Consider the following 22,280-nt stretch of genomic DNA (forward strand, 5'->3'; position numbering starts at 1 on the left):
TAGCTGGCCGACGGCGCTTCGGACGCCGAGTCGGCTCGTTATGACGAGCCGACTCGGCGTGGGTTCAGCGGTCTTCCGGAAAAGTTTCTGGCCGGGTGATGTCGAAACCGGCAGGATCAGTGCGACGCGTACGTGTGAGCGCGCTGCACCAGGCGGCGCGACAGCACCTCAGAGGAGAGACGCGATGCGCTACATGATGTTCGTGAAGATGGACCCGAACGCCGGGCCGCCCCCGGCCGCGCTGATCGAGGCGGTGGAGTCCGAGATCAAGCAGCAGTACGCCGACGGCATCCTGCTCGACGCCGACGGGCTCGGTCCCGCGGTGGAGATCCGGCTGACCGCCGGCGAGGTCACCCACGTCGACGGGCCCTTCGCCGAGGCCAAGGAGGTCGCGGGCGGGTTCTCGCTCTTCGAGGTCCGCTCGCAGGACGAGGCGATCGAGCTCGGCCGCCGGATGATCCAGCTCCACGAGGAGCTCTGGCCCGGCCAGGACGTGGCCGTGGAGATGCGGCCGCTGTTCGGTCCGCCGACCCCGGCTGAATGAGCTCGCCCACCGAAGACGCGATCGTCGCGGTCTGGCGCAACGAGTCCGTACGTCTCCTCGCCGGTCTGGCGCGGATGACGCACGACCTCGACCTGGCCGAGGACCTCGCTCAAGATGCCCTCGTCGCGGCCCTGGAGCAGTGGCCGCGCGAGGGTATCCCTCGCAACCCCGGGGCATGGCTGATGTCGATCGCGAAGCGGCGCGCGATCGACGGGTTCCGCCGTGACGAGGTGCTGCGCCGCAAGGTCGCCCTGCTGGGCCACGAACTGGAGGAGGGTGAGATGCCTGACCTGGCTGCCGAGGTCGAGGCCACTGCGTTCAGACCTATCGAGGACGACGTGCTGCGGCTGATGTTCCTCTCCTGTCACCCGGTCCTGGCGCCCGACTCCCGCACGGTGCTGACGCTGCGGCTCGTCGGTGGGCTGACGACCGCGGAGATCGCCCGGGCCTACTTCGCCAAGGAGTCGGCTGTCGGGCAGCGGATATCCCGGGCCAAGCGCACCCTCGCGGAGGTGGGGGCCTCCTTCGAACTGCCGACCGGCGAGGAGCGGGCGGCTCGCCTGCGCGAGGTGATGCAGACGATCTACCTGGTCTTCAACGAGGGCTATGCGGCGACGTCGGGACCGTCGTGGACCCGGCCCGAGCTGTGCCTGGAGGCGATGCGGCTGGCCCGGATGCTGGCCGCGCTGGCCCCCGGCGACCCGGAGGCCCAGGCGCTGCAGGGGCTGCTGGAGATCCAGGGCTCGCGGCTGGCGGCCCGGGCCGACGCGGACGGGCACCCGGTGCTGCTCGAGGACCAGGACCGGACCCGCTGGGACCAGCTGCTGCTGCGACGTGGGCTGGCCGCGGTCGACCGGGCGACGGCGCTCGCCTCCTCCGGCACCCCCGGCGGGAGCTATCTGGTGCAGGCGATGATCGCCGCCTGTCACGGCCGGGCCCGGCGGGCCGAGGAGACCGACTGGGCGGAGATCGCACGCCTCTACGACCTGCTCGCCACGGGGGCCCCGGGCGCGGTCATCGAGGTCAACCGTGCGGTGGCGCACGGACGTGCCTTCGGTCCCGACGCCGGGCTGTCGATCCTGGCGGCCCTCCCCGAGGGAGCGCTCGCGGGGTCGCATCTGCCTGCCGGCGTACGCGGGGACCTGCTGGAGCGTGCCGGGCGGCACCTCGAGGCGGCGGAGGCTTTCGACGAGGCGGCCTCGCTGACCGGCAACGACGGGGAACGAGAGCTTCTGGAAAGACGTGCGGCCGCGTGTCGAAGCGACGAGGTCTCGTCCGACGCGCCAGTATCAACCGAGTCTTTCGAGGAGCACCCATCATGACCACAACCACCACCTCCGCCGACGGCACCACGATCGCCTACGACGTCACCGGCACCGGCCCGGCGCTCGTCCTGGTCGACGGCGCGATGTGCTACCGCGACTTCGGGCCGTCGAAGGAGCTCGCCGCCGCGCTCTCGGACCGCTTCACCGTCTACCGCTACGACCGCCGCGGCCGTGGCGAGAGCAACATCGCCAAACCCGCTGCCGCCGGCACCATGGAGGCGGTCGAGCAGGAGGTCGCCGACCTGGGAGCGGTGATCGAGGCCGCCGGCGGGCACGCCCACCTGCTGGGTCAGAGCTCGGGTGCGTTCCTCGCCCTGGAGGCCGCGCGGGCCGGGCTGTCGATCGACAAGATCGTGGCCTACGAGGCTCCGCTCATCCTCGACGACTCCCACCGGCCCAACGACGCCGACCTCGCGCAGCAGGTCGAGAAGCTGGTGGAGAAGGGCAAGCGGGCCGCCGCGGTCGAGCTCTTCATGCGCACCGTCGGGATGCCGCTGGTCGCGGTCAAGATCATGCGGCTGACCCCGGCCTTCAAGAAGCTCACTCCGATCGCGCACACGCTGGTCTACGACCTGGGGATGTGCGTGCCGTTCCAGCAGGGCGTGCCGCTGCCGGGCGGCTACTTCAAGAACGTGTCGGTGCCCGTGCTGTCGGTGGCGGGCAGCAAGAGCCCGACCTACATGACCAACGCCCAGCAGGCCATCGCCAAGGCGGTGCCGGACGGCCGCTACGTCGTCCTCGACGGGCAGAACCACATGGTCAAGGCGTCGGCCCTGGCTCCGGTGGCGGCGGAGTTCTTCACCGACTGAAACGTCGAGTCGGCTCGTCATGACGCGCCGACTCGGCGGGATGATCGGTCACGATGCGCCGACTCGACGGGATGTCCTGTCAAGACGCGCCGACTCGACGGGAAATCGGGTCATCTAGGCTGCGGAGCATGGCGCAACTGTGGGACATCTCACCACCCGTTCACGCGGACTCGCCGGTCTTCCCCGGCGACCACGCGACCGAGGTCGGCTGGACGTTCCGGATCGGCCCCGGCTGCCCGGTCAACGTCGCCGAGATCTCGGTCTCGGCGCACGTCGGGGCGCATGCGGACGCGCCGCTGCACTTCGCCGAGGCCGGGGCGACCGCGGGTGAGATGTCGCTCGAGCCGTTCCTCGGCCCGTGCCGGGTGATCGACGTCTCCGGGGTGCGCCCGCTGGTCACCGTCGATCACCTCGGCCACATCGATGTCACCGACCTGCCGCCGCGCGTGCTGTTCCGGACGTACGCCACCCAGCCGGCGACCTGGGACGACGACTTCTGTGCCATCGACCCTGAGCTGATCGAGCTCCTGGCCTCGAACGGGGTCCGGCTGGTCGGAACCGACGCGGCCAGCCTGGACCCGGCCACGTCGAAGGATCTGCCGGCGCACTTCGCGACCCACCGTCATGACGTACGCATCCTGGAGAACCTGCTGCTCGACGAGGTGCCCGCGGGCGACTACGAGCTGATCGCGCTCCCCCTCAAGCTCACCACCGCCGACGCCGCCCCGGTACGGGCCGTGCTCAGGCCCCTCAAGGAGATCAACGCATGAACCGCGACGACGCCGTCGCTCTCGACCGGACCGACCCGCTGGCCCCGCTGCGGGATCTCTTCGAGCTGCCCCAGGGGACGATCTACCTCGACGGCAACTCGCTCGGGGCGCTCCCCCGCGCGACCGCCGCACGGGTGGCCGAGGTGGTCACCCAAGAGTGGGGGCAGGGGCTGATCGAGTCCTGGAACACCGCCTCCTGGATCACCCTGCCCCAGCGCGTCGGCGACAAGATCGCTCGGCTCGTCGGCGCAGGTCAGGGCGAGGTCGTGGTCGCCGACTCGACCTCGCTCAACGTCTACAAGGTGCTCGCCTCGGCGCTCTCGATCGCCGCTGCCGAATCCCCCGATCGCACGATCGTGGTCAGCGAGCGCAGCAACTTCCCGACCGACCTCTACATCGCCTCCTCGCTGTGCCGCGACCGCGGCTACGAGCTGGTGCTGATCGACTCCCCCGACGAGATCGAGGGGCTGCTCGACCGGACCGCGGTGCTGATGCTGACCGAGGTCAACTACCGCACCGGCTACCTGCACTCGATGGCTGCGGTGACCGCGCTCGCGCACGAGCACGGCGTGCTCACCGTCTGGGACCTGTGCCACTCGGCGGGCGCGGTGCCGGTCGACCTTCGGGGCGCCGACGCCGACTTCGCGATCGGCTGCGGCTACAAGTTCCTCAACGGCGGGCCCGGCTCGCCGGCGTTCCTGTGGGTCAACCCGCGCCACGTCGACCGCTTCGAGCAGCCGCTGTCGGGCTGGATGGGGCACGCGGCGCCGTTCGAGATGTCGCCGGGCTATCGGCCGGCGGAGGGAGTCTCGCGCTACCTGTCCGGCACTCCCGCCGTCATCGGCATCTCCGCGCTGGAGTGCGGCGTCGACACGCTGCTCGCCGCCGAGCCCCACGGCGGGTTGCCGGCTCTGCGGGAGAAGTCGCTGGCGCTGACCCGGCTCTTCGCCGACCTGGTCACCTCCCGGCTTCCCGGGTTCACGATCGAGTCCCCGCTCGACGACGCGCGACGAGGGAGCCAGCTGTCGCTGAGCATCGCCGACGACGGGGCGTACGCGATCGTGCAGGCGCTCATCGAACGCGGTGTGGTCGGCGACTTCCGCGCAGGATCGCCGGACATCCTGCGCTTCGGCGTCACCCCGCTCTACACCCGCTACGTCGACGTCTGGGACGCCGTCGACCACCTGGTCTCGGTGATGGACAACGACGAATGGCGCGCGGAGCGCTTCTGGACCCGAGGAGCAGTGACATGAGCAGCACGCAGGACCTTCCGATGGACTACTCCGACTACCTCCACCTGCCGGAGGTGCTCGGCGCCCAGCACCCGCTCTCGGGCGACCACAACGAGATGCTCTTCATCGTCCAGCACCAGGCGATGGAGCTGTGGATGCGGCTGGCGCTGCACGAGCTCGTCGAGGCGCAGCGGCTGATCTCGGTCGACGAGGTGCGTCCGGCGTTCAAGGGGCTGGCCCGGGTCTCGCGGATCATGGAGCAGCTCGTGCACGCCTGGGACGTCCTCTCGACGCTGACCCCGACCGAGTACGACAAGTTCCGCCCCTACCTGGCCACCGGCTCGGGGTTCCAGTCGTGGCAGTACCGCTGCATCGAGTTCGCGCTCGGCAACAAGGCCGCCTACACCGTCCGCGTCCACCAGGGACGGCCGCACGAGCAGGATGTGCTGGCTGCGTACGGTCGGCCCTCGCTCTACGACGAGTCGCTGCGGCTGCTGGCCCGGCGTGGCTTCGACATCCCGGCCGACCATCTCGACCGGGACTGGAAGCAGGAGTACGCAGCCTCCGACGCTGTCGAGGCCGCCTGGGGCGAGGTCTACCGCGACCCCGAGAAGCACTGGGACCTCTACGAGCTCGGCGAGGAGCTCACCGACCTGGAGACCGCCTTCCGGGTCTGGCGGTTCCGGCACGTGACCACGGTGGAGCGGATCATCGGGTTCAAGCCCGGCACCGGCGGCACCTCCGGGGTCTCCTACCTGCGCAAGCAGCTCGACATCATCCTGTTCCCCGAGCTGTGGGCGATGCGTACGGGGCTGTGAGTCTGTTCGTCTAGGTATGCAGGGCAACCGTCACATCCCTGGCGGAACTCCGCACGGGAAGTGACGGTTCGGCTGCATACCTAGACGAACATCCCGGCCGACTCAGCGCTCGAGCTTCCCCCGAAGCCGTTCGGCGAGACGTACGGAGGCCTCGATCTCGACCTTGCGGATCGAGACGGACTCGATGTTGATGCCGAACGGTACGCCGAGCTGGCGGCAGAAGGACATCAGCTCGATCGCCGTCGCCTCGGCCTGCTCGAGCGAGGCGTCGAGGGTGTCGGTGGCATGGCGCAGCTCGTTCTCGATCCAGCGCGGGACGTCGACGCCGAGCCAGCGGAGGAACTCGAGGGTCCTCATCGAGCCGCAGACGGAGAACGTGAACACGATCGGTACCGGCTGGAGGCCGCGGGACTCGCACTCGTAGCGGTAGTCGGAGACGAGGTTCTTGGCGGCGTTGACGTCGTAGACGACCTGGGTGACGAAGTAGGAGCAGCCCGCCTCCTGCTTGGCGATCAGCCGGAGGTGCTCGTCGCCCTTGGCCGTGTGTCGCTCGGGGATCGCGACGGCGCCCAGGAGCAGGTCGGGGTTGGCCTCGTTGCGGATCTGCTGGGCGCGACGCAGGCTGGTGGCGACCCGCTTCTCGCCCGAGGAGGCCCCCACGAAGACCGACAGCGCCTTGGCCGGGTCCTGGGTCTTGACCCAGTCGCGCAGCGCGGGCTCGTCGTACTTCCCGGTGGCCCGGTAGACCACGGCCGGTACGTCGAGGCCGGTGAGGTTGCGCTCGAGGAACTCGGCGGGGTCGAGGGTGCGTACGAACGGGAACGGCCGCTCCTCGGGGTTGCGGTCGGACTCGTCGTCGATGTCGTAGAGGATCAGCCCGTCGACCTCGAGGGGCCGGATCCGCTCGAGCGTGATCTCCGCGATCTGCTGCACCCTCTCGGGCGCCGTCGTCACCCTCGGCGGGGTGACGGCGAACAGAAGAATCTCACCGGCACGGTCATTGATGCGCTGCTGCAGATCCACGACATCAACGCTAGCCGAGCCACGCCCGCTCGGCGCACCTGTCCCATCGGGGCGCCGAGTGATCAGGATCGCAGCCGAGTCGGCTCGTCATGACGAGCCGACTCGGTGTCGGGTCAGTAGACGCTCGGGCCGGAGCCCGGGGCGTCGTACGCCTCGGTGTCCGGCTTGATCTTGAACAGCTCGGCACGGCGCTTGATCGTCTCGGCGCGAGCCAGGCGCGGCTTGTCGCTGCCGTCGCGGATCACGCGGCCGCCCTCCTCGAACTTGTGGAGGAACTCGTAGGCCCAGGTCACGTCGGACGGGGACGGGCTGAACGACTCGTTGATCACCGAGGGCTGCTCGATGTCGAGGCAGAGCTTGCCGGTCATACCCATCGCGACACCGTCGGCCGACTGCTCACGCAGCAGCGGGTGGCTGCTGCCCACCGTCGGGCCGTCGATCGGACCGGACAGGTTGCCGATCCGCGAGGCGAGCACGAGCTTGGTGCGCGGGTAGGCCATCGCGAGCGGGTCGTTCTCCGCACCCGTGTCGCGGCGGTAGTCGCCGGAGCCGAAGGCGAGCCGGTAGGCGCCGCGGGCCCGGGCGATCGTCGCAGCGTCCTCGATCCCCAGCGCCGACTCGAGCAGCGGGATCACCGGGGTCTTGCCGCCCAGTCGCTGGAACGTGTCGGTCACCTGGTCGGGCGACTCGGTCTTGGCGAGCATCACACCGGCGAGCGTCTCGATCCCGGCCAGCGCCGCGATGTCCTCGCTCCAGTCCTCGGTGGTCCAGTCGTTGATGCGTACCCAGGCACGTCCGCCACCCTTGAGCCAGCTGGTCACGTTCTCGCGCGCCTGCGACTTGAGGGAGGTGTCGATCGCGTCCTCCATGTCGAGGATGATCTGGTCGGCTCGGCTCAGCTGCGCGTCGTCGAAGATCTCGGTACGCATCGCGGAGACCAGCAGCCAGGACCTGGCGTTGTGACCCTCGACTCGGTTGGCTTCGCGCGCCTCGCGCTTCTCGGCGATCTGGGTTGTGCTCATCGTTCGCGTATCTCCCTACTGGCGTCCTGGGCTGGGCGCGATTTGGACGGTAAACCAACGCGCCGGTGACTCGCGAGTAGGGAGGCAGCGGGCCGCGGGTGTTGAGACCTAACCCACATCGGGCTCGACCGGGTCGTGCTCGCCGGCCAGGTCCGGCATCGGCTGGATGAGCTGGTAGACCGAGTAGAGGTCCAGGTCGCCGCCGGACCGACGACCGGCCTCCCGGTAGCGGGCGACGACCTCGTTCAGGTCGCGCTGCAGCTGCTCGGCATCGTCCTTGGACAGCCGCAATGACGTCTCCGAGACGATCCGCTTGGCCGGATCGTCCGGCGCGGCGAGCTGGAACGCCTGGTCGACCAGGTGATGGCCCCAGGCGACGGAGCTGCGCTGGAACACGGTGTAGGCGGCCTCGCCCCCGGGCTGTTCGACGATCTCCCTGGGGCTGAGGGTGATGTCGTCGTCGACGAGCTTCCAGACACGGTCGCGCTTGTCGCGACCGGCATCGGGCGCGACCTCCACCAGGCCGTACTTCGCGAGCTGGCGCAGGTGGAAGCTGGCCTGGTTGGCCGGGATGCCGGTGCGCTTGGCGATGTCGGCGGCGCGGAGGGAGCCGGCCGCGGACAGCTCGTGCAGCACCCGGTTGCGCGTCGGGTGGGCGATCGCCCGCAGGATCCGCGGGTCGTCGTAGGTGGCCATGGCGCCACCCTAGTCGAATCTCGCACCATTTGGTGCGCAAGAACTATTGCGCAATATATGTTGCGCATCATACGGTGCGGATATGCCCTCCTATCGCGCTCTCGCCCGCAACCACGACTTCACCGCGCTGTGGGTCGGTGCCACCGTCGCCGAGCTCGGGACCCGGGTGAGCCTCTTCGCGATGCCCTTGGTCGCCTATGCGATGACCGGGTCGGCCTTCTGGGCGGCCACGGCCGAGGCGGCCCACCTCGTCGGCATGGTCGGCATGCTGCTCCCCGCGGGGGTGATCGCCGACCGCCGTCATCGGCTGCGGATCATGCGGCTCGCCCACGGCTCAGGCGCAATGCTGTACGCCTCCCTCGCGATCGCCGGCCTGCTCGGCTCACTCACCCTCCCCCACCTGCTCCTCGTCGCCCTGCTCACCGGCGCGCTCAACGGACTCTTCGTGCCCGCCGAGAACTCGGCGATCCGATCGGTGGTCCCGGCCGAGGACCTGCCCACGGCGCTCTCCCAGCAGCAGGCCCGCCAGCACATCGCCGGCCTGCTCGGCGGACCGCTGGGCGGCGTACTTCTCGGCATCTCCCGATGGGCGCCCTTCGCCGGGAACGCGATCGCGTACGCAGCCGGCTGGTTGCTGCTCGCACGTGTCCGCGCCGACCTCTCGGCGCCGCTGACGACGACACCGGAGGCCCGGAAGCCTCTGGCCGACCTGCTGGCGGGGCTGAGCTACAGCTGGCGGCAGCCGTTCCTGCGTACGCTGCTCCTCTTCAGTCCCGCCATCAACCTCACCATCAACGCGCTCTTCTTCCTCGCGCTGCTGCGGCTGGTCGAGGCAGGCTTCCCTGCCTGGCAGATCGGGCTGGCGGAGGCGGCCATCGGTGCCTGCGGGATCCTCGGGGCCCTGGCCGCGCCCTGGCTGATCGACCGGCTGCCGACCGGGTGGCTGACGATCCTCGTCGCCTGGAGCTTCGTGCCGCTCTCGATCCCGCTGGCGTTCTGGACCCACCCTGCGGTCATGGCTCTGGCCGCCTCGGTCGGGCTCTTCCTGAACCCGGCGGGCAACGCCGGCATCGCCGCCTATCGGATGGCGACCACCCCACCGGAGCTGATCGGGCGGGTGCAGGCCGCCGCGCAGTTCGTCGCGATGCTCTCGATCCCGCTGGCGCCGGCACTGGCCGGGGCCCTGCTCGCCGGCGTCGACGGCGCCGTGGCGGTTCTGGCGGTCGCCGCGCTGACCGCCGCAGCGGCCCTCATCCCGACCCTCGCCCGGTCGGTGCGGTCGATCCCGCGCCCCACGGACTGGCAGTCGGCGCCCTCGAACGGCGACAACCTCGGCCACACACGCGCTTCAGAGCGTAAAAATGCAGTTCCGCAGGGATAACCTTCTGAAGTCCCCCAACGCAACGTTTTGCTCCTCGGAAGCAAAGGATCCCCTCCCATGTTCAAGCGGGCCTGTCTGGCGTTGGCACTTCTGGCCGGAGTGTTCGTCACGGTGCTGTCGCCGGCACCGGCTCACGCAATGACCGACTCGTGGGCCGAGTGGGCGCCCGTCTCGGGGACGTCCAACGACTACTCCACGACGATGACCCAGCGGTCGGCGGGCTTCCCCGCGGCTCAGATGGCCAGCGACTCCCGCGCCAACGTCGCCCTGCCGAGCGGCGCGAGCACGTTCCTCGACGCCGGCACGCCACCGGGTGCGAAGTACGGCTCGAGCCGCGGGTCGGCCTACATCAACCTGCGTCCGAAGGCCGACACCCCCAGCGGCGCCTCGACCACGACGTACGCCTTCGAGAACCCCACGCCCGACACCGGCTGGGCGTTCGTGCTCGGTGACATCGACTCCGACCAGGTCCAGATCCAGGCGACCGACGAGAACGGCGAGGCCGTTTCGGCGACGGAGATCTCCTCGTGGTTCCAGGGTTCGTTCAACTACGCCGGCGGCGCCGACCAGCCGACCTGGAACCCGGTCACCTCGACGCTGACGGGCAACCCGACGGCCACCGACACCAACGGCGCCAGCGGCTGGTACGAGCCGGACATCCGGCTCACCAGCCTGAGCTTCGTCTTCACCCGCCGGGCCGGGTTCCCGGTCTACCAGACCTGGTTCGTGAGCAGGGCGCGACCGATCGGCGGCACGGTCACCGACGTGTCCACCTCCGGGTCGTGCCCGGTCGAGGGCTCGGTGCTCACCCTCGTCTCGCCCTACGGGGAGACGCTGGCCACCACCAGCCCCGCCCCCGACGGCACCTACTCCTTCGGCGAGCTCGCCACCCAGGACGGCTACACCGTCCGGCTGAGCCGGCCCGAGGGGTGCGCGACCGTCGGGCAGACCGAGGCGAGCGTCAGCAACCGCGGCAACGACGACGACCCCGCCTCCCGGGCCGACTTCGAGGTCCGGCAGGTGATCCCGCAGGCCATCAGCGGGACCGTACGCGACGGCGCCGGTACGCCGGTGCCCGGCGCCACCGTGACCCTCACCCGGCCCGACGGATCCACCGCGACCACGACCACCGACACCGAGGGCGGCTATCTCTTCGACGACAACGAGCCCGGCACGGGCTACTCGGTGACCCTGACGGTGCCCGACGGCTACACCGCCGGCCCCGACGGGACGACCCGCTCCGACATCACCGTCGACGACACTCCGGTCACCGACCAGGACTTCGTGGTGGACCAGCTGGCCGGTGTCTCGGGCACGGTGACCGGCGGCGGCGACGGTCTCGGCGGCGTCCAGGTGCGCCTGATCCCCGCCGACGGCGGCGACCCGATCACCACCGTCACCGACGGTGACGGCAACTACACGTTCGACGGCGTACCTCCCGGCGACTACACCGCCGAGATCGACGCGCCCGAGGGCTACACGGGCCCGACCACGCGGCCGGTCACCGTGGCCACCGGCGACGTGACCGGGGTCGACTTCGACCTCACTCGCCCCGGCGCCATCGGCGGGCGGGTCACCGACGCCTCCACCGGCGACCCGGTCGCCGGCGTGACCATCACCGTCGACGGGCCCGACGGTCCGGTGACCGCCACCACCGACGACGCGGGCGCCTACTTCGTCGAGGACCTCCCGCCGGGCGACTACACCATCACGGTCACCGCGCCCGACGGGACGCAGGTGGTGGGTGAGGCCTCGCGTACGGTCACGATCACCTCGGCCGGCGAGATCCGCGGCGGGCAGGACTTCCGGATCGACGAGGTCACCTCTCCGACCCCGACCCCGACGCCCACACCGACTCCGACGCCGACTCCCACGCCGACGCCGACTCCGACGCCCGAGCCCACACCGGAGCCCACGCCGGAGCCCACCGTCGTGCCGACGCCCGGCGGAGACGAGAATCCGCCGACGGCCCCGAACCCGGGACCGCCGACGGACATCTCACCTCAGAGCTCGCTCCCCGACACCGGCGGACCGTCGTGGGTGTTCGCCGCGCTCGGAGTCTCGCTCCTGCTCGCCGGCACCGTGCTCACCGTGACCGCGCGTCGAGCGTCCCGAACTCGCGGTTGACCTCCTCGTTGACCACCGAGGTCGCCCAGATCTCCCACCGCAGCGGGTGATCCAGGATGGCCTCGGGGAACCGCTCGCGGATCGGGGTGGGGAAGTACGCCACCAGGCGCTTCCTCATCTCCGGGTCCGCGGCGGGGTCGGGAACGCCCTCGGCGACCAGCTCGCGCCGGCGCTCGATCTTGGTCCAGGCGAGCACGACGGCGAGCTCGGGGGCGGTCAGACCCTCCCCCGCCTCCAGACGGCGTGCAACCTCGGCCGAGGAGGGCAGGCCCTCCACCTCACGGTCGAGCAGGCCGGCCGTGACCCATTCCGAGATCTGGCGCTCGTGAGCCTCCAGGAGCTGCGGAGCCGAGGCGACCGCCCGGGTCAGCGTCTCGTTGTGGGCCTCGTTGTCGGCCAGCACCAGCGCGGCGACCTCGTCGGTCATCTCCTCGAGGAGCTCGTCACGCGCGGCCAGCGTCAGCGAGCCCGCACGCACCTCCCGAGCCAGCAGGATCTTGAGGTTGACCTCGTGGTCGGAGGTGTCGACGCCGGCGGAGTTGTCGATCGCGTCGGTGTTGATCAGCCCACCCTTGCGGGCGAACTCGACGCGGCCGGCCTGGGTGATGCCCAGGTTGCCGCCCTCACCGACGACCCGCACCCGCAGGTCGGCGGCGTCCACCCGGACCCCGTCGTTGGCGTGGTCACCGGCATCGGCGTCGGTCTCGCTGGACGCCTTGACGTACGTCCCGATCCCGCCGTTCCACAGCAGATCGACCGGCGCGCGCAGGATCGCGCTGATCAGCTCCTGCGGGGTGAGCCGCTTGACGTCGGTCGCCAGACCGAGCGCCTGCCGCACCTCGGGGCTGATCGGCACCCACTTCAGCTGCCGCGACCAGACGCCGCCGCCCGCCGAGATCAGTGAGGTGTCGTAGGACTCCCAGGTCGAACGGGGCATCTCGAAGAGCCGCTTCCGCTCCTGGAAACCCACCGCCGCGTCGGGCGTCGGGTCGATGAAGATGTGCCGGTGGTCGAAGGCGGCGACGAGCCGGATGCGATCCGAGCGCAGCATGCCGTTGCCGAAGACGTCACCGGACATGTCCCCGACGCCGACCGCCGTGATCTCGTCGGTCTGCGGGTCGATGCCCAGCCGCTTGAAGTGGTGCTGCACCGAGACCCAGGCGCCCCGCGAGGTGATGCCCATGGCCTTGTGGTCATAGCCCGCCGAACCACCGGAGGCGAACGCGTCGCCGAGCCAGAAGTCGTACTCCGCCGCGACCGAGTTGGCCAGGTCGGAGAAGGTCGCGGTGCCCTTGTCGGCGGCGACGACGAGGTAGGAGTCGTCGCCGTCGTGGCGCACCACGTCGGCCGGCGGCACGATCTCGCCGTCCACCCGGTTGTCGGTGATGTCGAGGAGGCCACGCAGGAAGGTGACGTACGCGTCCGAACCGGCCACCCCCTTGGGGACGAAGCCGCCCTTCGCGCCACCCGGCACGATCACGGTGTTCTTGACCTGCTGCGCCTTCGCCAGCCCGAGCACCTCGGTGCGGAAGTCGTCGCGCCGGTCGCTCCACCGCAGCCCGCCACGGGCCACGGCGTCGAAGCGCAGGTGCACGCCCTCGACGTCGGGCGAGTAGACGAAGATCTCGTACGCCGGCCGCGGCAGCGGCAGGTCGGGCAGCTGCTGCGGGTCGAACTTGAACGACAGGTAGTCACGCCCGCGGAAGTAGTTGGTCCGGGTCGTCGCCAGGATCGCGGTGACGTAGCTGCGCAGGATCCGGTCCTGGTCCAGGCTCGCCACGTCGTCGAGAGCCTCGATGATCGCCTCGGCCCGCTTCGTCTCGTCACGGGTGGTGAGCGAGGGGTCGAAACGGGTCTCGAACAGCTCCACGATCTGCCGGGCGATGCCCGGGTTGGTGCACAGCGCGTTGCCGATCGAGAAGAACGAGTTCGGGGTGCCGGCCTGGCGAAGGTAGCGGGCGTAGGCACGCAGCATGCTGACCTGACCGTGGTCGAGCCCCTCGAGGACGAGCGCGTTCAGCCCGTCGATCTCGCTGCGGCCGGACCAGGCCTGGTGCAGCGCGGCGACCAGCTGGGTGGGCGTGCCCACCGGGGTGCCGGCGTAGGCGAGGCCGAAGTCGTAGATGAACCACTCCTCCGAACCCGACGCACCGACGCCCTCGAGGTCGTAGGGCCGCTCGTCGGTGACCTCGAAGCCGAACGAGGACAGGATCGGCAGCATCAGGGACAGCGACAGCGGTCCACCGGTGCGGTAGATCTTGATCCGGAACCCGCCGGCGCTCTCCGGGTCCTTGTAGAAGGAGAAGTCGACCGCCTCGCCCTGGTGCGAGAGCATCTCGAGCCGGGTCAGGTCGGCGGCGCCGGTGTCGGCGTCGAAGTCCTCCTTGTAGGCCTCCGGGAACGCGTCCAGCACGTGCGAGAGGCGGGCCGCGCCCTCCTCGCCGGCGTGGGCGATGACCGCGCTGACCAGGTCGTCGCGCCAGCTCCGGGCCGCCTTGCGCAGCCGCGACTCGAGGCTGTCGACCAGCCCCGGGGTGTCCAGGGCCTTCCCCAGCGACTCGGTGGTGCCATGGACGACGAAGTGCACCCGGGCGGTGGTCGACTCGCTGATGCGTACGGTGAACTCCAGGTCGGTGCCGCCGAGCGCGTCGAGAAGCACCTTCGAGAACCGCTCGCGGACCGTTGTGTTGTAGCGGTCACGCGGGAGCGAGACGAGCACCGAGACGTAGCGTCCGTACGTGTCGGGCCGGACGGCCACGCGCAGGATGCGACGCTCGATCGATCCCAGCGCGGCCTCGGCGAGCGCGGTCAGCTCCTCGGTGGAGGCGTGGAAGAGCTCCTCGCGCGGGTAGGACTCCATCGCGTCGAGCATCGCCTTGCCGGTGTGGCTGCGGGTGTCGTAGCCGGTGTGGTCGAGGACCGCGGCGACCTTGCCGCGTACGACCGGGATCCGGGTCACCGACTCCCGGGCCGCCTTCGTGGTGAAGAGCCCGAGGAAACGGTGCTCGCCGATCACCTCACCGGCGCCGTTGAAGATCTTGATGCCGACGTGGTCGAGGTAGGCGGGCTCCCCGACGGTCGAGCGGGAGTTGGCCTTGGCCAGGACGAGCATCACCTTGTCGCGGGCGTGGGCGGCGACCTTGGGCGGCATCTTGCCGTGGTCGGGGGCCTGCGGCGGGTCGGCGCGCAGGATGCCCAGCCCGGTGCCGGAGCGACCGCGCAGGTAGTCGCCATCGAGGCGGTACTCGCGGTAGCCGGTCAGCAGGAAGTGGTCCTCGGCCAGCCAGGCCAGCAGCTCGGCGGCCTCGGCGGCCTCCTCGCGCGGCACGCTGTTGGGCGGGGTGTAGCGCAGGCCGGCCGCGATCTCCGCGAGCCGGCGGTGCAGCCTCGGCTCGTCCTCGACGACCTCGCGTACGTCCTCGAGGACTCCCTCCAGACCCGCGACGATCTCCTTGGCGGCGTCGGGGGCGAGACGGTCGATCTCGATGTGCATCCACGACTCGCGGATGTCGCCTTCGTTCACCCCCTCGAGCGCACCGGTCACGTCACGGGCGACGTCGATCACGGGGTGGACGACGAGGTGGACGTCGAGGCCACGGCGGTAGAGCTCGGTCTTGACCGAGTCCACGAGGTAGGGCATGTCGTCGACGACGATCTCGACGACGCTGCGGCCTCCGGCGGACCAGCCGTCTGCGGCGGTGGTCGGGGTGAGGATGCGCACGGCGGCGGTGCCCTGCGGGCGGCTCGCCGCCAGCGCAAGATGCGATCCCACCGCGCCGGCGAGATCAGCCTCGCTGCGGCCGGTGAGCTCCTCGGGGGCTACGTGGCGGAAGTAGGTGGTGCTCGGCAGGCGGTTCTGCTGGACGTTCTGCTGAGCTTGGACAGGTTTGATATGCGTCTCCGTTGACACGCCTGTCACGGTATCCCGGCAGGGCACCGGATAGGCGGCCCCATCCGAAGGAATCGCCGATGTGAGTCATAGGCCGATCGCCCAGCCGCACGCGCCGCGGTAAAGAGCATACTCAAAGAATGTGTCGGTTCTCTCGGCCGCTTCACTGATGACTCCGGCCCACCTAGGCGTCATGATGTGTGGTCATGAGCAAAAAGCTGTCGGTCGACCTCGCCTACGACGCCCCGATCGCAGCCGTCTCCGGGATGCTCGCCGACGCGGCGTTCCGCGAGCAGGTCTGCGACGCCCAGCACGCGCTGTCCAGGAGCGTGGCGATCACCGGGTCCACGGTGAGCATCCGCTACGCCCAGAAGGTCAACGGGGTGCCCGGGTTCGCGAAGAAGTTCGTCGGCGACACCATCGAGGTGCACCAGGACGAGATCTGGTCGGCCGACTTCACCTCCGGCGACCTCAAGCTCACCCTGCCGGGCAAGCCGGGCTCGCTCTCCGGCATCGCCCGACTGGCCGAGAACGGCACGAAGACCATCGAGACGGTCACCCTGACCGCTACGGTGAATGTGCCCCTGGTCAGCGGAAAGCTGGAGGATCTCATCCTCTCGATCTTCAAGAAGGCACTCGAGAAGGAGCATGAGGTGGGCACCCGCTGGCTCGCCGCCTGAGCCACCTCATCCCCGTCCCAACCCGCAGAAGAGCCCCAAAGGATTCGGCAATGACGACGACCCTTCAGCACGAGCTCGTCTACGACGCCCGCATGGGTGAGGTGTCCGCGATGCTCGCTGATCCGGGCTTCCGCGAGCGCGTCGCCGACGCCCAGGGCGCGCTCCGCCGCCGGGTGACCATCGGCGGTGCACCGCGGGAGGTCCGCATCGACCGGGTGCAGTCGACGGTCGGCGTACCCTCCTTCGCGAAGCGCATCGTCTCCGGCGACCTCACCGTCCACCAGAGCGAGGTCTGGTCCTCCGACACCGTCGCCGTCGTCGACATCACCGTCCCCGGCGGCCTGGCGACCCTGCGCGGCAACATCTCGCTGTCCGAGTCCGACGGACGCACCACCGAGAGCGTGCGGCTGAACATCAAGGTGCCCGTGCCGCTGGTCGGGGCCAAGCTCGAGGCGTACGTCGAGGAGCTGATGCTCAAGGCCTTCGACCTCGAGCAGGCGGTCGGCGCGGCGTACCTTTCTCGCTGATCTTTCTGGTTCGGTGCAACCGAACCGGAGAACCAGCCGTCCCCTATGCGGCGGGCACCACTTTTGCCGGCCACTCGGCGCCTCGGATCGGGAGGGATCCAGGCCGTTCAAAGGGGAACTCGATGGTCAAACCTCGCACTCGCGCCCGGCAGCTGGTCTCGGCCGGCATCGGACTGGTCGCAGCCGCGCTCCTCGTCACCACGACGGTGACGGCGAACTACGGTGCCGCCAGCGGCACCACCGGCAAGGGAACGTTGAAGCTCGTCGCCGCTGCCGACACCGTCGAGGTGGAGGCCTACGAAGGGGTGGCGTACGTCCAGCCCTCGGTCTGGCTGGCCGCCTATGACGCGGCCTTCGAGTTCCGGGCCAGCCACGCGGCCTACGACAAGCCGGTCAAGCTGACCAAGACCGTGATCCGGGGCAAGAAGCGCACCACCACGACCGCGCCCGGCTCGATCGTCGACGGGATGAAGGGCTTCAAGGACGGCCTCCGGGTCACGCTCAAGAACAAGGCCGGCAAGGTGGTCCTCGACGAGCGCCGGCCGCTGTGTCCCGGCGGCTACGACCGGCAGCGGGTGCAGACCGACGGCGCGACCGGCCCCGTCTATCCCGAGTTCTGCGGCGGCAACTGGTTCACCAAGGGCGTCCTGTACGGGATCGAGCGGGGCATGGCGGTCCCGACCGTCTCCGACCTCGAGTTCGAGACCAAGGGCGAGACCGCGCTCACCATGACGATGAGCGTCAGCAAGCCCGTCGCCGACTTCCTCGGCCTGCCCAAGGCGAGCCGCAGCGCCAAGCAGAACCTGGTCATCGTCGACGGGTGCCCGGAGGGCGGCTGCGAGGGTGAGGGCGGGATGGGCGCTCGCTCGGCCCACGGAGCCGAGGAGGACCAGGGTGCCCGCACCGTGGTGCCCCGAGAGTCGCTGGAGGGCGGCGAGAACGGCCGCGGCCGACTCCCCCTGGGCGGCGCTCTCGGCGTGATCAAGCCGGGCAAGCCCACGAAGGACACCCTGCCCGACCTGATCTCGCTGCCCGCCTGGCAGATCACGACCGAGGTCGACGAGGGCGGCACCGACCGTCTCAACTTCGCCGCCAACGAGTGGAACGCCGGCCCCGCACCGATGATCGTCGAGGGCTTCCGCCGCGGCACCACGCCGGTGATGGACGCCTACCAGATGTTCTACCGCGACGGTAAGCAGGTCGGGGTCAAGAAGACCGGCACCATGGAGTTCCACGAGGCGCCCGAGCACAACCATTGGCACTTCCTCGACTTCGCCAAGTACGAGCTGGTCGACGCCAAGGACAAGGTGGTCTCGACCAGCGGCAAGCAGTCGTGGTGCCTCGCGCCCACCGACCCCGTGGACCTGACCGTGCCCGGCGCGACGATGCGGCCCGGCCAGACCGGTCTGGAGTCGGCCTGTGGCGAGAAGTCCGCGCTCTGGCTGCGGGAGAGCATGCCGACGGGCTGGGGCGACACCTACAACCAGTCCCAGACCCAGGCCTTCGACCTGAGCAAGGTCAAGAACGGCACCTACCGGATCAAAGTCACCGTCAACCCCGACGGCAACCTCTACGAGCGGACCCGGTCGAACAACATCAGCTACCGCACCATCACCATCGGCGGCAAGGCCGGCGCCCGCACGGTCAAGGTCCCTCCCTACCAGGGCATCGACACCGAGACCTGGTGGAACGAGGAGTGACCTAGATCAGGTTCGGGATCTCCTGGGTCGCGAACCAGCCCAGATCCTCATCGGGGTCCGCGCCGGCCGGGCGATCCGCCAGGTCGGCGTGGACCGCGGCGACGAGCTTGAGCGGCACGACCTGGTCGCCCAGGGCAGCGGGAGCGTCGACGACGACCACGACCCGTCGCCCGGGGCCGGCCAGGAGTGCCGCCGAGTCGTCGGCGGCACTCATCAGCGCGGCGTACTCGGCCTCCTCGCTGTCGTCGGGGGCCGCGTAGCCGTCGGCGGTGCCGGGCAGCTCGCCCGCGGCGTACCAGTCAGCGAGCAGCTCGAGCGTGGCGGGTACGTAGATGCGGGTCACGGGTTCATTCTCCGGTGTTCTTGACGACACGCAGACCTCGGGGCGCACGGAAGCGGCGTCCCGAGGCGGTGTCGAGCAGCTCGTCGAGGGCCTCGGTGATGCACTGTCCGACCAGCGACGCGTCGGGCACCAGGTCACGGTCGGCAGTGATCGCGAAGAAGACCTGGCCGTCGTAGGAGGTCATCCCGATCGCGAGGGTGTGCCCCTCGGCCAGCGGATGGATGGGGTAGGACGCCACCAGCCGCGAGCCGGCCGCGTAGCGCGGCTCCTGCGGGCCGGGCACGTTGCACACCGAGAGCAGGTAGTCGTGCTCGCTCTCGGCGGCCAGCCGGGAGCCGACCATGTGGAAGGTCGCCGGGGCGAAGCCGCTGATCCCGGCCAGCCGCTGCGCACTGACCGTGCGGGCGTTGGCCTGGTGCTGCTCGAAGGAGTAGGACACCTGGTGGAGACGGACCACCGGCGACGGCTCCGCGACCGGGAGCACCACGAAGTGGGGCGCCACCGCGGAGCCGAGCTGGGTCGGGTCGAGCTCCTCGTCGATCACCGAGACCGGCACCAGCGCCGGCACCTGGCGTACGCCGGACAGCGACTGCTGCCGGGTCATCAGCCAGGCGCGCAGACCGCCGGTGACGGCGGCGAGGATGACGTCGTTGACGGTGCCGCCGTGGGTGTCCCGGATGCGGCGGAAGTCGGCCAGGTCGGCCTGGAGCGTGACCACGAGCCGCTGCTGGGAGAGCGTCCCCTTCAGCGGCGTCGGCCGCTCCGGGGCCCGGCGGGTGAGCGCGCGGGCGATGCCGGCGCCCGCGTTCTGGACGTCCTTGGCCACACCGGTGACCCGCCCCAGGGCGAAGCCGCCCAGGCTGCGTGCCGTGCCGCTCAGGCCGCTGACCGAGGTGACCGCGTCGAAGACCGCGCCCGCGACCAGGCGCGCGCTCGACTGCGGCTCGGGCGGCTCCCACAGGTCGGGCACGACCGGTCCGACCTCGGGCTTGTCGTCGAGCAGCAGCTGGACCAGGTCGACGGTCTCGGCGCCGTCCACCAGCGCCTGGTGGGTCTTGGTGATCAGCGCGACCCGGTCCCCGGCCAGGCCCTCGATGACGTAGAGCTCCCACAACGGCCGGGAGCGGTCCAGGGGCCGGGAGACGATCCTGCCGGCGAGGTCGAGGAGCTGATCCATCGAGCCCGGGCGGGGCAGCGCGGAGCGGCGTACGTGGTAGGTGAGGTCGAACCGGTCGTCGTCGGCCCAGACGGGGTAGGCGATGCGGCCGGGAACGACACGGACCCGCTGGCGGTAGCGCGGCACGAACGCGAGCCGGTCCTCGACGTGCTCGAGGAAGGCGCCGTAGTCGAAGCCCTCCGCCTTCGGATCCGCCGGCTGCCTCGAGCTCCGCTTCGGCTCGAGCAGCTCGATGCTCGCCACCTGGTGCGGCACCGACAGCGTCTCACCGTCCAGGAAGGCCACATCACGCGCCTTCAGCCGATCGCTCATGCCGCCACCTCCGTAGCGCTGGCGCCGAGGTCCGGACGCAGCGCCGTGTCGGTCCCATGATTCGCTCGCTGGCGCTCGCTCATGCCCTCTCAGCCCCCTCTTTGGTTCATGTGCGATTGTGGCAGAAGCCAGCTTGAACTTAGCCCACGAAACGGGGGAGTAATGCGCCTCACGACCCGGATCATCGCGGTCGTGGCAGCAATCTGCGGGATCGCGTCCATCGCGACAGCCTGCGGAAACGACGTCGCCACCGAGCCCAGCAAAGACAGCGACCCGGTGGTCGTCGAGATCAACTTCTCCGGCGACTCGGTCGACCCGCACGGGACCCAGATCGACGTCCCCGTCGGCCACGGGGTCGAGCTCGACGTGACCGCCGACGCCGCCGGCGAGATCCACGTGCACTCCGACCCCGAGCAGTCCGCCGCCTACGGCGTGGGCACCACCCGGATCAGCCTGGGCTCGTTCGAGATCCCTGGTCAGTACGAGGTGGAGTCCCACACCCTCGGCAAGACCATCGTCACCCTCGAGGTGCAGTGAACCATTTCTCGGGGCTCCTCACCCACGGAGTGGGTGGTCGCCAGGACCTCCCCCTGCCACTCGAGTACGTCATCGCGGGCGCGGTCCTCGCCCTCCTCCTCTCCTTCGGGCTGCTGGTGCTGACCACCAAGCGCGCCGCCGAGGGCCAAGTGGTTGGCGTACGCAATCCACGCGGCTGGCCGCTGCCCCGTCTCGGGCGTGTCGTCGACTCCCCCGCCTGGATCGCCCTGTGGCGCGTCGTCGGCCTGCTGATCTTCGCCTATTTCGTGCTGGTCGCCTTCGCCGGCTCGGACAACGCCAACAACCCCATCTTCGGGATGACGTACGTCTGGCTGTGGGTCGGCATCGTCCCGTTCTCCCTGCTCTTCGGGCGGGTCTGGAGGGCGATCAGCCCGGCGCGCACGATCGTGGCCGGACTGACCTGGCTGCGCGGTGCCGGCGACCCGCCGCTGCGCCTGCCCGAGCGCCTCGGCTACTGGCCCGCAGCGTTGGCGCTGCTCGCCTTCGCCTGGCTCGAGCTCGTCTACCCGGAGAACAACTACCTCGGCCCCGTACGCCTGTGGCTGGCGGTCTACCTGGCCGTGATGATCCTCGGCGGCGTGCTCTTCGGCGAGGAGTTCCTGGAGCGCTGCGACCCGTTCGAGGTCTACTCCTCGCTGACCGCGCGCCTGTCGGTGTGGGGACGTACGCCGGCCGGCAACCTGGTCCTGCGGACCCCGCTCGGCAACCTGGACACCCTGCGTCCGACCCCGGGGCTGGTCGCGGTCGTCTCGGTGCTCTTCGGCACCATCGTCTACGACTCGTACCGGGAGTCGCCGACGTGGCTCCAGTTCGTGCAGAACCCGGAGATGTCAGCCGGCACCGCCTACCTGATCAGCAACATCGCCCTGATCGCGTTCCCGCTGCTCGTGGCCGGGTTCTACTGCGCGGGCACGATGCTGACCGGCGTCGGTGACGTGCCCCGCCGGGCGCTGCCCGGGGAGCTGGCGCCCTCGCTGGTGCCGATCATCGTCGGCTACGTCGTGGCCCACTACCTCAGCTACTTCTGGGAGAGCGGGCTTGCGACGCTGCGCAACGCCTCGGATCCGTTCGGAAACGGAAGCGACTGGTTCGGAACCGCCGACCTGCCGGTCTCCTACTTCTTCGCCTTCCACGCCACGCTGCTGGCCGTCATCAAGGTGGCCGCGGTGATCACCGGACACGTGCTGGGAGTCTGGTCGGCGCACATCCGGGCGCTCCAGGTGCTCCCCAAGCAGCACCTCGTGACCGGGCAGATCCCGCTTCTGCTCACGATGGTCGGCTTCACTGTCGGTGGGTTGTACCTGCTCTTCGCCGCCTAGCGCCTCACTGCTTCACGGTTCACCCACC

At 70.0% G+C, this 22,280-nt stretch carries 19 protein-coding genes; 13 read left to right on the forward strand and 6 right to left on the reverse strand.

Going from position 1 to position 22,280, the window contains the following annotated elements:
• Positions 1-184 precede the first annotated feature (184 nt).
• The 6 genes from ACZ6WN_RS20240 (at position 185) to ACZ6WN_RS20265 (ending at position 5,498) form a co-directional block, all read left to right on the forward strand.
• Positions 185-544, forward strand: coding sequence for a YciI family protein (locus ACZ6WN_RS20240; RefSeq protein WP_465867072.1), 360 nt, complete (start codon positions 185-187; stop codon positions 542-544).
• Entirely contained in the window at positions 541-1,866 is a 1,326-nt protein-coding gene (locus ACZ6WN_RS20245; protein ID WP_465867074.1) for an RNA polymerase sigma factor, read from the forward strand. Before ACZ6WN_RS20240 ends, ACZ6WN_RS20245 begins: the two co-directional genes overlap by 4 nt.
• Positions 1,863-2,678 (forward strand): alpha/beta fold hydrolase, encoded by an 816-nt coding sequence (locus ACZ6WN_RS20250; RefSeq protein ID WP_465867076.1) that lies wholly within the window; start codon positions 1,863-1,865, stop codon positions 2,676-2,678. The genes ACZ6WN_RS20245 and ACZ6WN_RS20250 overlap by 4 nt, the downstream gene beginning before the upstream one ends.
• Before the next feature lie 128 nt (positions 2,679-2,806).
• Positions 2,807-3,448, forward strand: coding sequence for an arylformamidase (gene kynB, locus ACZ6WN_RS20255; RefSeq protein ID WP_465867078.1), 642 nt, complete (start codon positions 2,807-2,809; stop codon positions 3,446-3,448).
• Positions 3,445-4,701, forward strand: coding sequence for a kynureninase (kynU, locus tag ACZ6WN_RS20260; RefSeq protein WP_465867079.1), 1,257 nt, complete (start codon positions 3,445-3,447; stop codon positions 4,699-4,701). Before kynB ends, kynU begins: the two co-directional genes overlap by 4 nt.
• Positions 4,698-5,498, forward strand: a complete 801-nt coding sequence (locus ACZ6WN_RS20265; RefSeq protein ID WP_465867080.1) for a tryptophan 2,3-dioxygenase — start codon at positions 4,698-4,700, stop codon at positions 5,496-5,498. Before kynU ends, ACZ6WN_RS20265 begins: the two co-directional genes overlap by 4 nt.
• A 102-nt stretch (positions 5,499-5,600) precedes the next feature.
• Here ACZ6WN_RS20265 and ACZ6WN_RS20270 read toward each other — a convergent pair whose 3' ends face one another.
• From ACZ6WN_RS20270 to ACZ6WN_RS20280, 3 genes are all read right to left on the reverse strand, one after another.
• Positions 5,601-6,521, reverse strand: coding sequence for a methylenetetrahydrofolate reductase (locus ACZ6WN_RS20270; RefSeq protein ID WP_465867082.1), 921 nt, complete (start codon positions 6,519-6,521; stop codon positions 5,601-5,603).
• A 113-nt stretch (positions 6,522-6,634) separates the two neighbouring features.
• Positions 6,635-7,543: an HpcH/HpaI aldolase/citrate lyase family protein gene (locus ACZ6WN_RS20275; RefSeq protein WP_465867084.1), complete on the reverse strand. Its 909-nt coding sequence runs from the start codon at positions 7,541-7,543 to the stop codon at positions 6,635-6,637.
• A 108-nt stretch (positions 7,544-7,651) separates the two neighbouring features.
• The gene (locus tag ACZ6WN_RS20280) at positions 7,652-8,239 is read right to left on the reverse strand and encodes a helix-turn-helix domain-containing protein (RefSeq protein ID WP_465867086.1); all 588 of its coding nucleotides are present in this window, start codon (positions 8,237-8,239) and stop codon (positions 7,652-7,654) included.
• An 82-nt stretch (positions 8,240-8,321) separates the two neighbouring features.
• On the opposite strand from ACZ6WN_RS20280, the gene ACZ6WN_RS20285 reads away from it, so the two are divergent.
• Positions 8,322-9,620, forward strand: a complete 1,299-nt coding sequence (locus ACZ6WN_RS20285) for an MFS transporter (protein ID WP_465867088.1) — start codon at positions 8,322-8,324, stop codon at positions 9,618-9,620.
• Positions 9,621-9,758: 138 nt separating this feature from the next.
• Positions 9,759-11,747, forward strand: coding sequence for an MSCRAMM family protein (locus ACZ6WN_RS20290; protein WP_465867089.1), 1,989 nt, complete (start codon positions 9,759-9,761; stop codon positions 11,745-11,747).
• Here ACZ6WN_RS20290 and ACZ6WN_RS20295 read toward each other — a convergent pair.
• Positions 11,707-15,657 carry an NAD-glutamate dehydrogenase gene (locus tag ACZ6WN_RS20295; protein WP_465867090.1) on the reverse strand — a complete coding sequence of 1,317 codons (3,951 nt, stop codon included), beginning with the start codon at positions 15,655-15,657 and terminating at the stop codon, positions 11,707-11,709. The two genes, ACZ6WN_RS20290 and ACZ6WN_RS20295, sit on opposite strands and share 41 nt — an antisense overlap.
• A 185-nt stretch (positions 15,658-15,842) precedes the next feature.
• On the opposite strand from ACZ6WN_RS20295, the gene ACZ6WN_RS20300 reads away from it, so the two are divergent.
• The 3 genes from ACZ6WN_RS20300 (at position 15,843) to ACZ6WN_RS20310 (ending at position 18,543) form a co-directional block, all read left to right on the forward strand.
• Positions 15,843-16,316, forward strand: a complete 474-nt coding sequence (locus tag ACZ6WN_RS20300) for a DUF2505 domain-containing protein (RefSeq protein WP_465867091.1) — start codon at positions 15,843-15,845, stop codon at positions 16,314-16,316.
• Positions 16,317-16,366: 50 nt separating this feature from the next.
• Complete coding sequence (locus tag ACZ6WN_RS20305) at positions 16,367-16,843, forward strand: DUF2505 domain-containing protein (protein WP_465867093.1); 477 nt, start codon at positions 16,367-16,369, stop codon at positions 16,841-16,843.
• Between the two features lie 122 nt (positions 16,844-16,965).
• Positions 16,966-18,543, forward strand: a complete 1,578-nt coding sequence (locus tag ACZ6WN_RS20310) for a lysyl oxidase family protein (protein WP_465867095.1) — start codon at positions 16,966-16,968, stop codon at positions 18,541-18,543.
• A 1-nt stretch (position 18,544) separates the two neighbouring features.
• On the opposite strand, the gene ACZ6WN_RS20315 is transcribed toward ACZ6WN_RS20310, so the two are convergent.
• Both ACZ6WN_RS20315 and ACZ6WN_RS20320 read right to left on the reverse strand, forming a co-directional pair.
• Entirely contained in the window at positions 18,545-18,886 is a 342-nt protein-coding gene (locus tag ACZ6WN_RS20315) for a DUF6912 family protein (RefSeq protein ID WP_465867097.1), read from the reverse strand.
• Positions 18,887-18,890: 4 nt separating this feature from the next.
• Entirely contained in the window at positions 18,891-20,375 is a 1,485-nt protein-coding gene (locus tag ACZ6WN_RS20320; RefSeq protein ID WP_465867098.1) for a wax ester/triacylglycerol synthase family O-acyltransferase, read from the reverse strand.
• Between the two features lie 162 nt (positions 20,376-20,537).
• On the opposite strand from ACZ6WN_RS20320, the gene ACZ6WN_RS20325 reads away from it, so the two are divergent.
• Together ACZ6WN_RS20325 and ACZ6WN_RS20330 are read left to right on the forward strand one after the other, a co-directional pair.
• The gene (locus tag ACZ6WN_RS20325) at positions 20,538-20,912 is read left to right on the forward strand and encodes a hypothetical protein (protein WP_465867100.1); all 375 of its coding nucleotides are present in this window, start codon (positions 20,538-20,540) and stop codon (positions 20,910-20,912) included.
• The gene (locus ACZ6WN_RS20330) at positions 20,909-22,252 is read left to right on the forward strand and encodes a hypothetical protein (RefSeq protein WP_465867102.1); all 1,344 of its coding nucleotides are present in this window, start codon (positions 20,909-20,911) and stop codon (positions 22,250-22,252) included. Before ACZ6WN_RS20325 ends, ACZ6WN_RS20330 begins: the two co-directional genes overlap by 4 nt.
• The last annotated feature ends 28 nt before the right edge of the window (positions 22,253-22,280 follow it).

Source organism: Nocardioides sp. NPDC054178, from assembly GCF_055585005.1.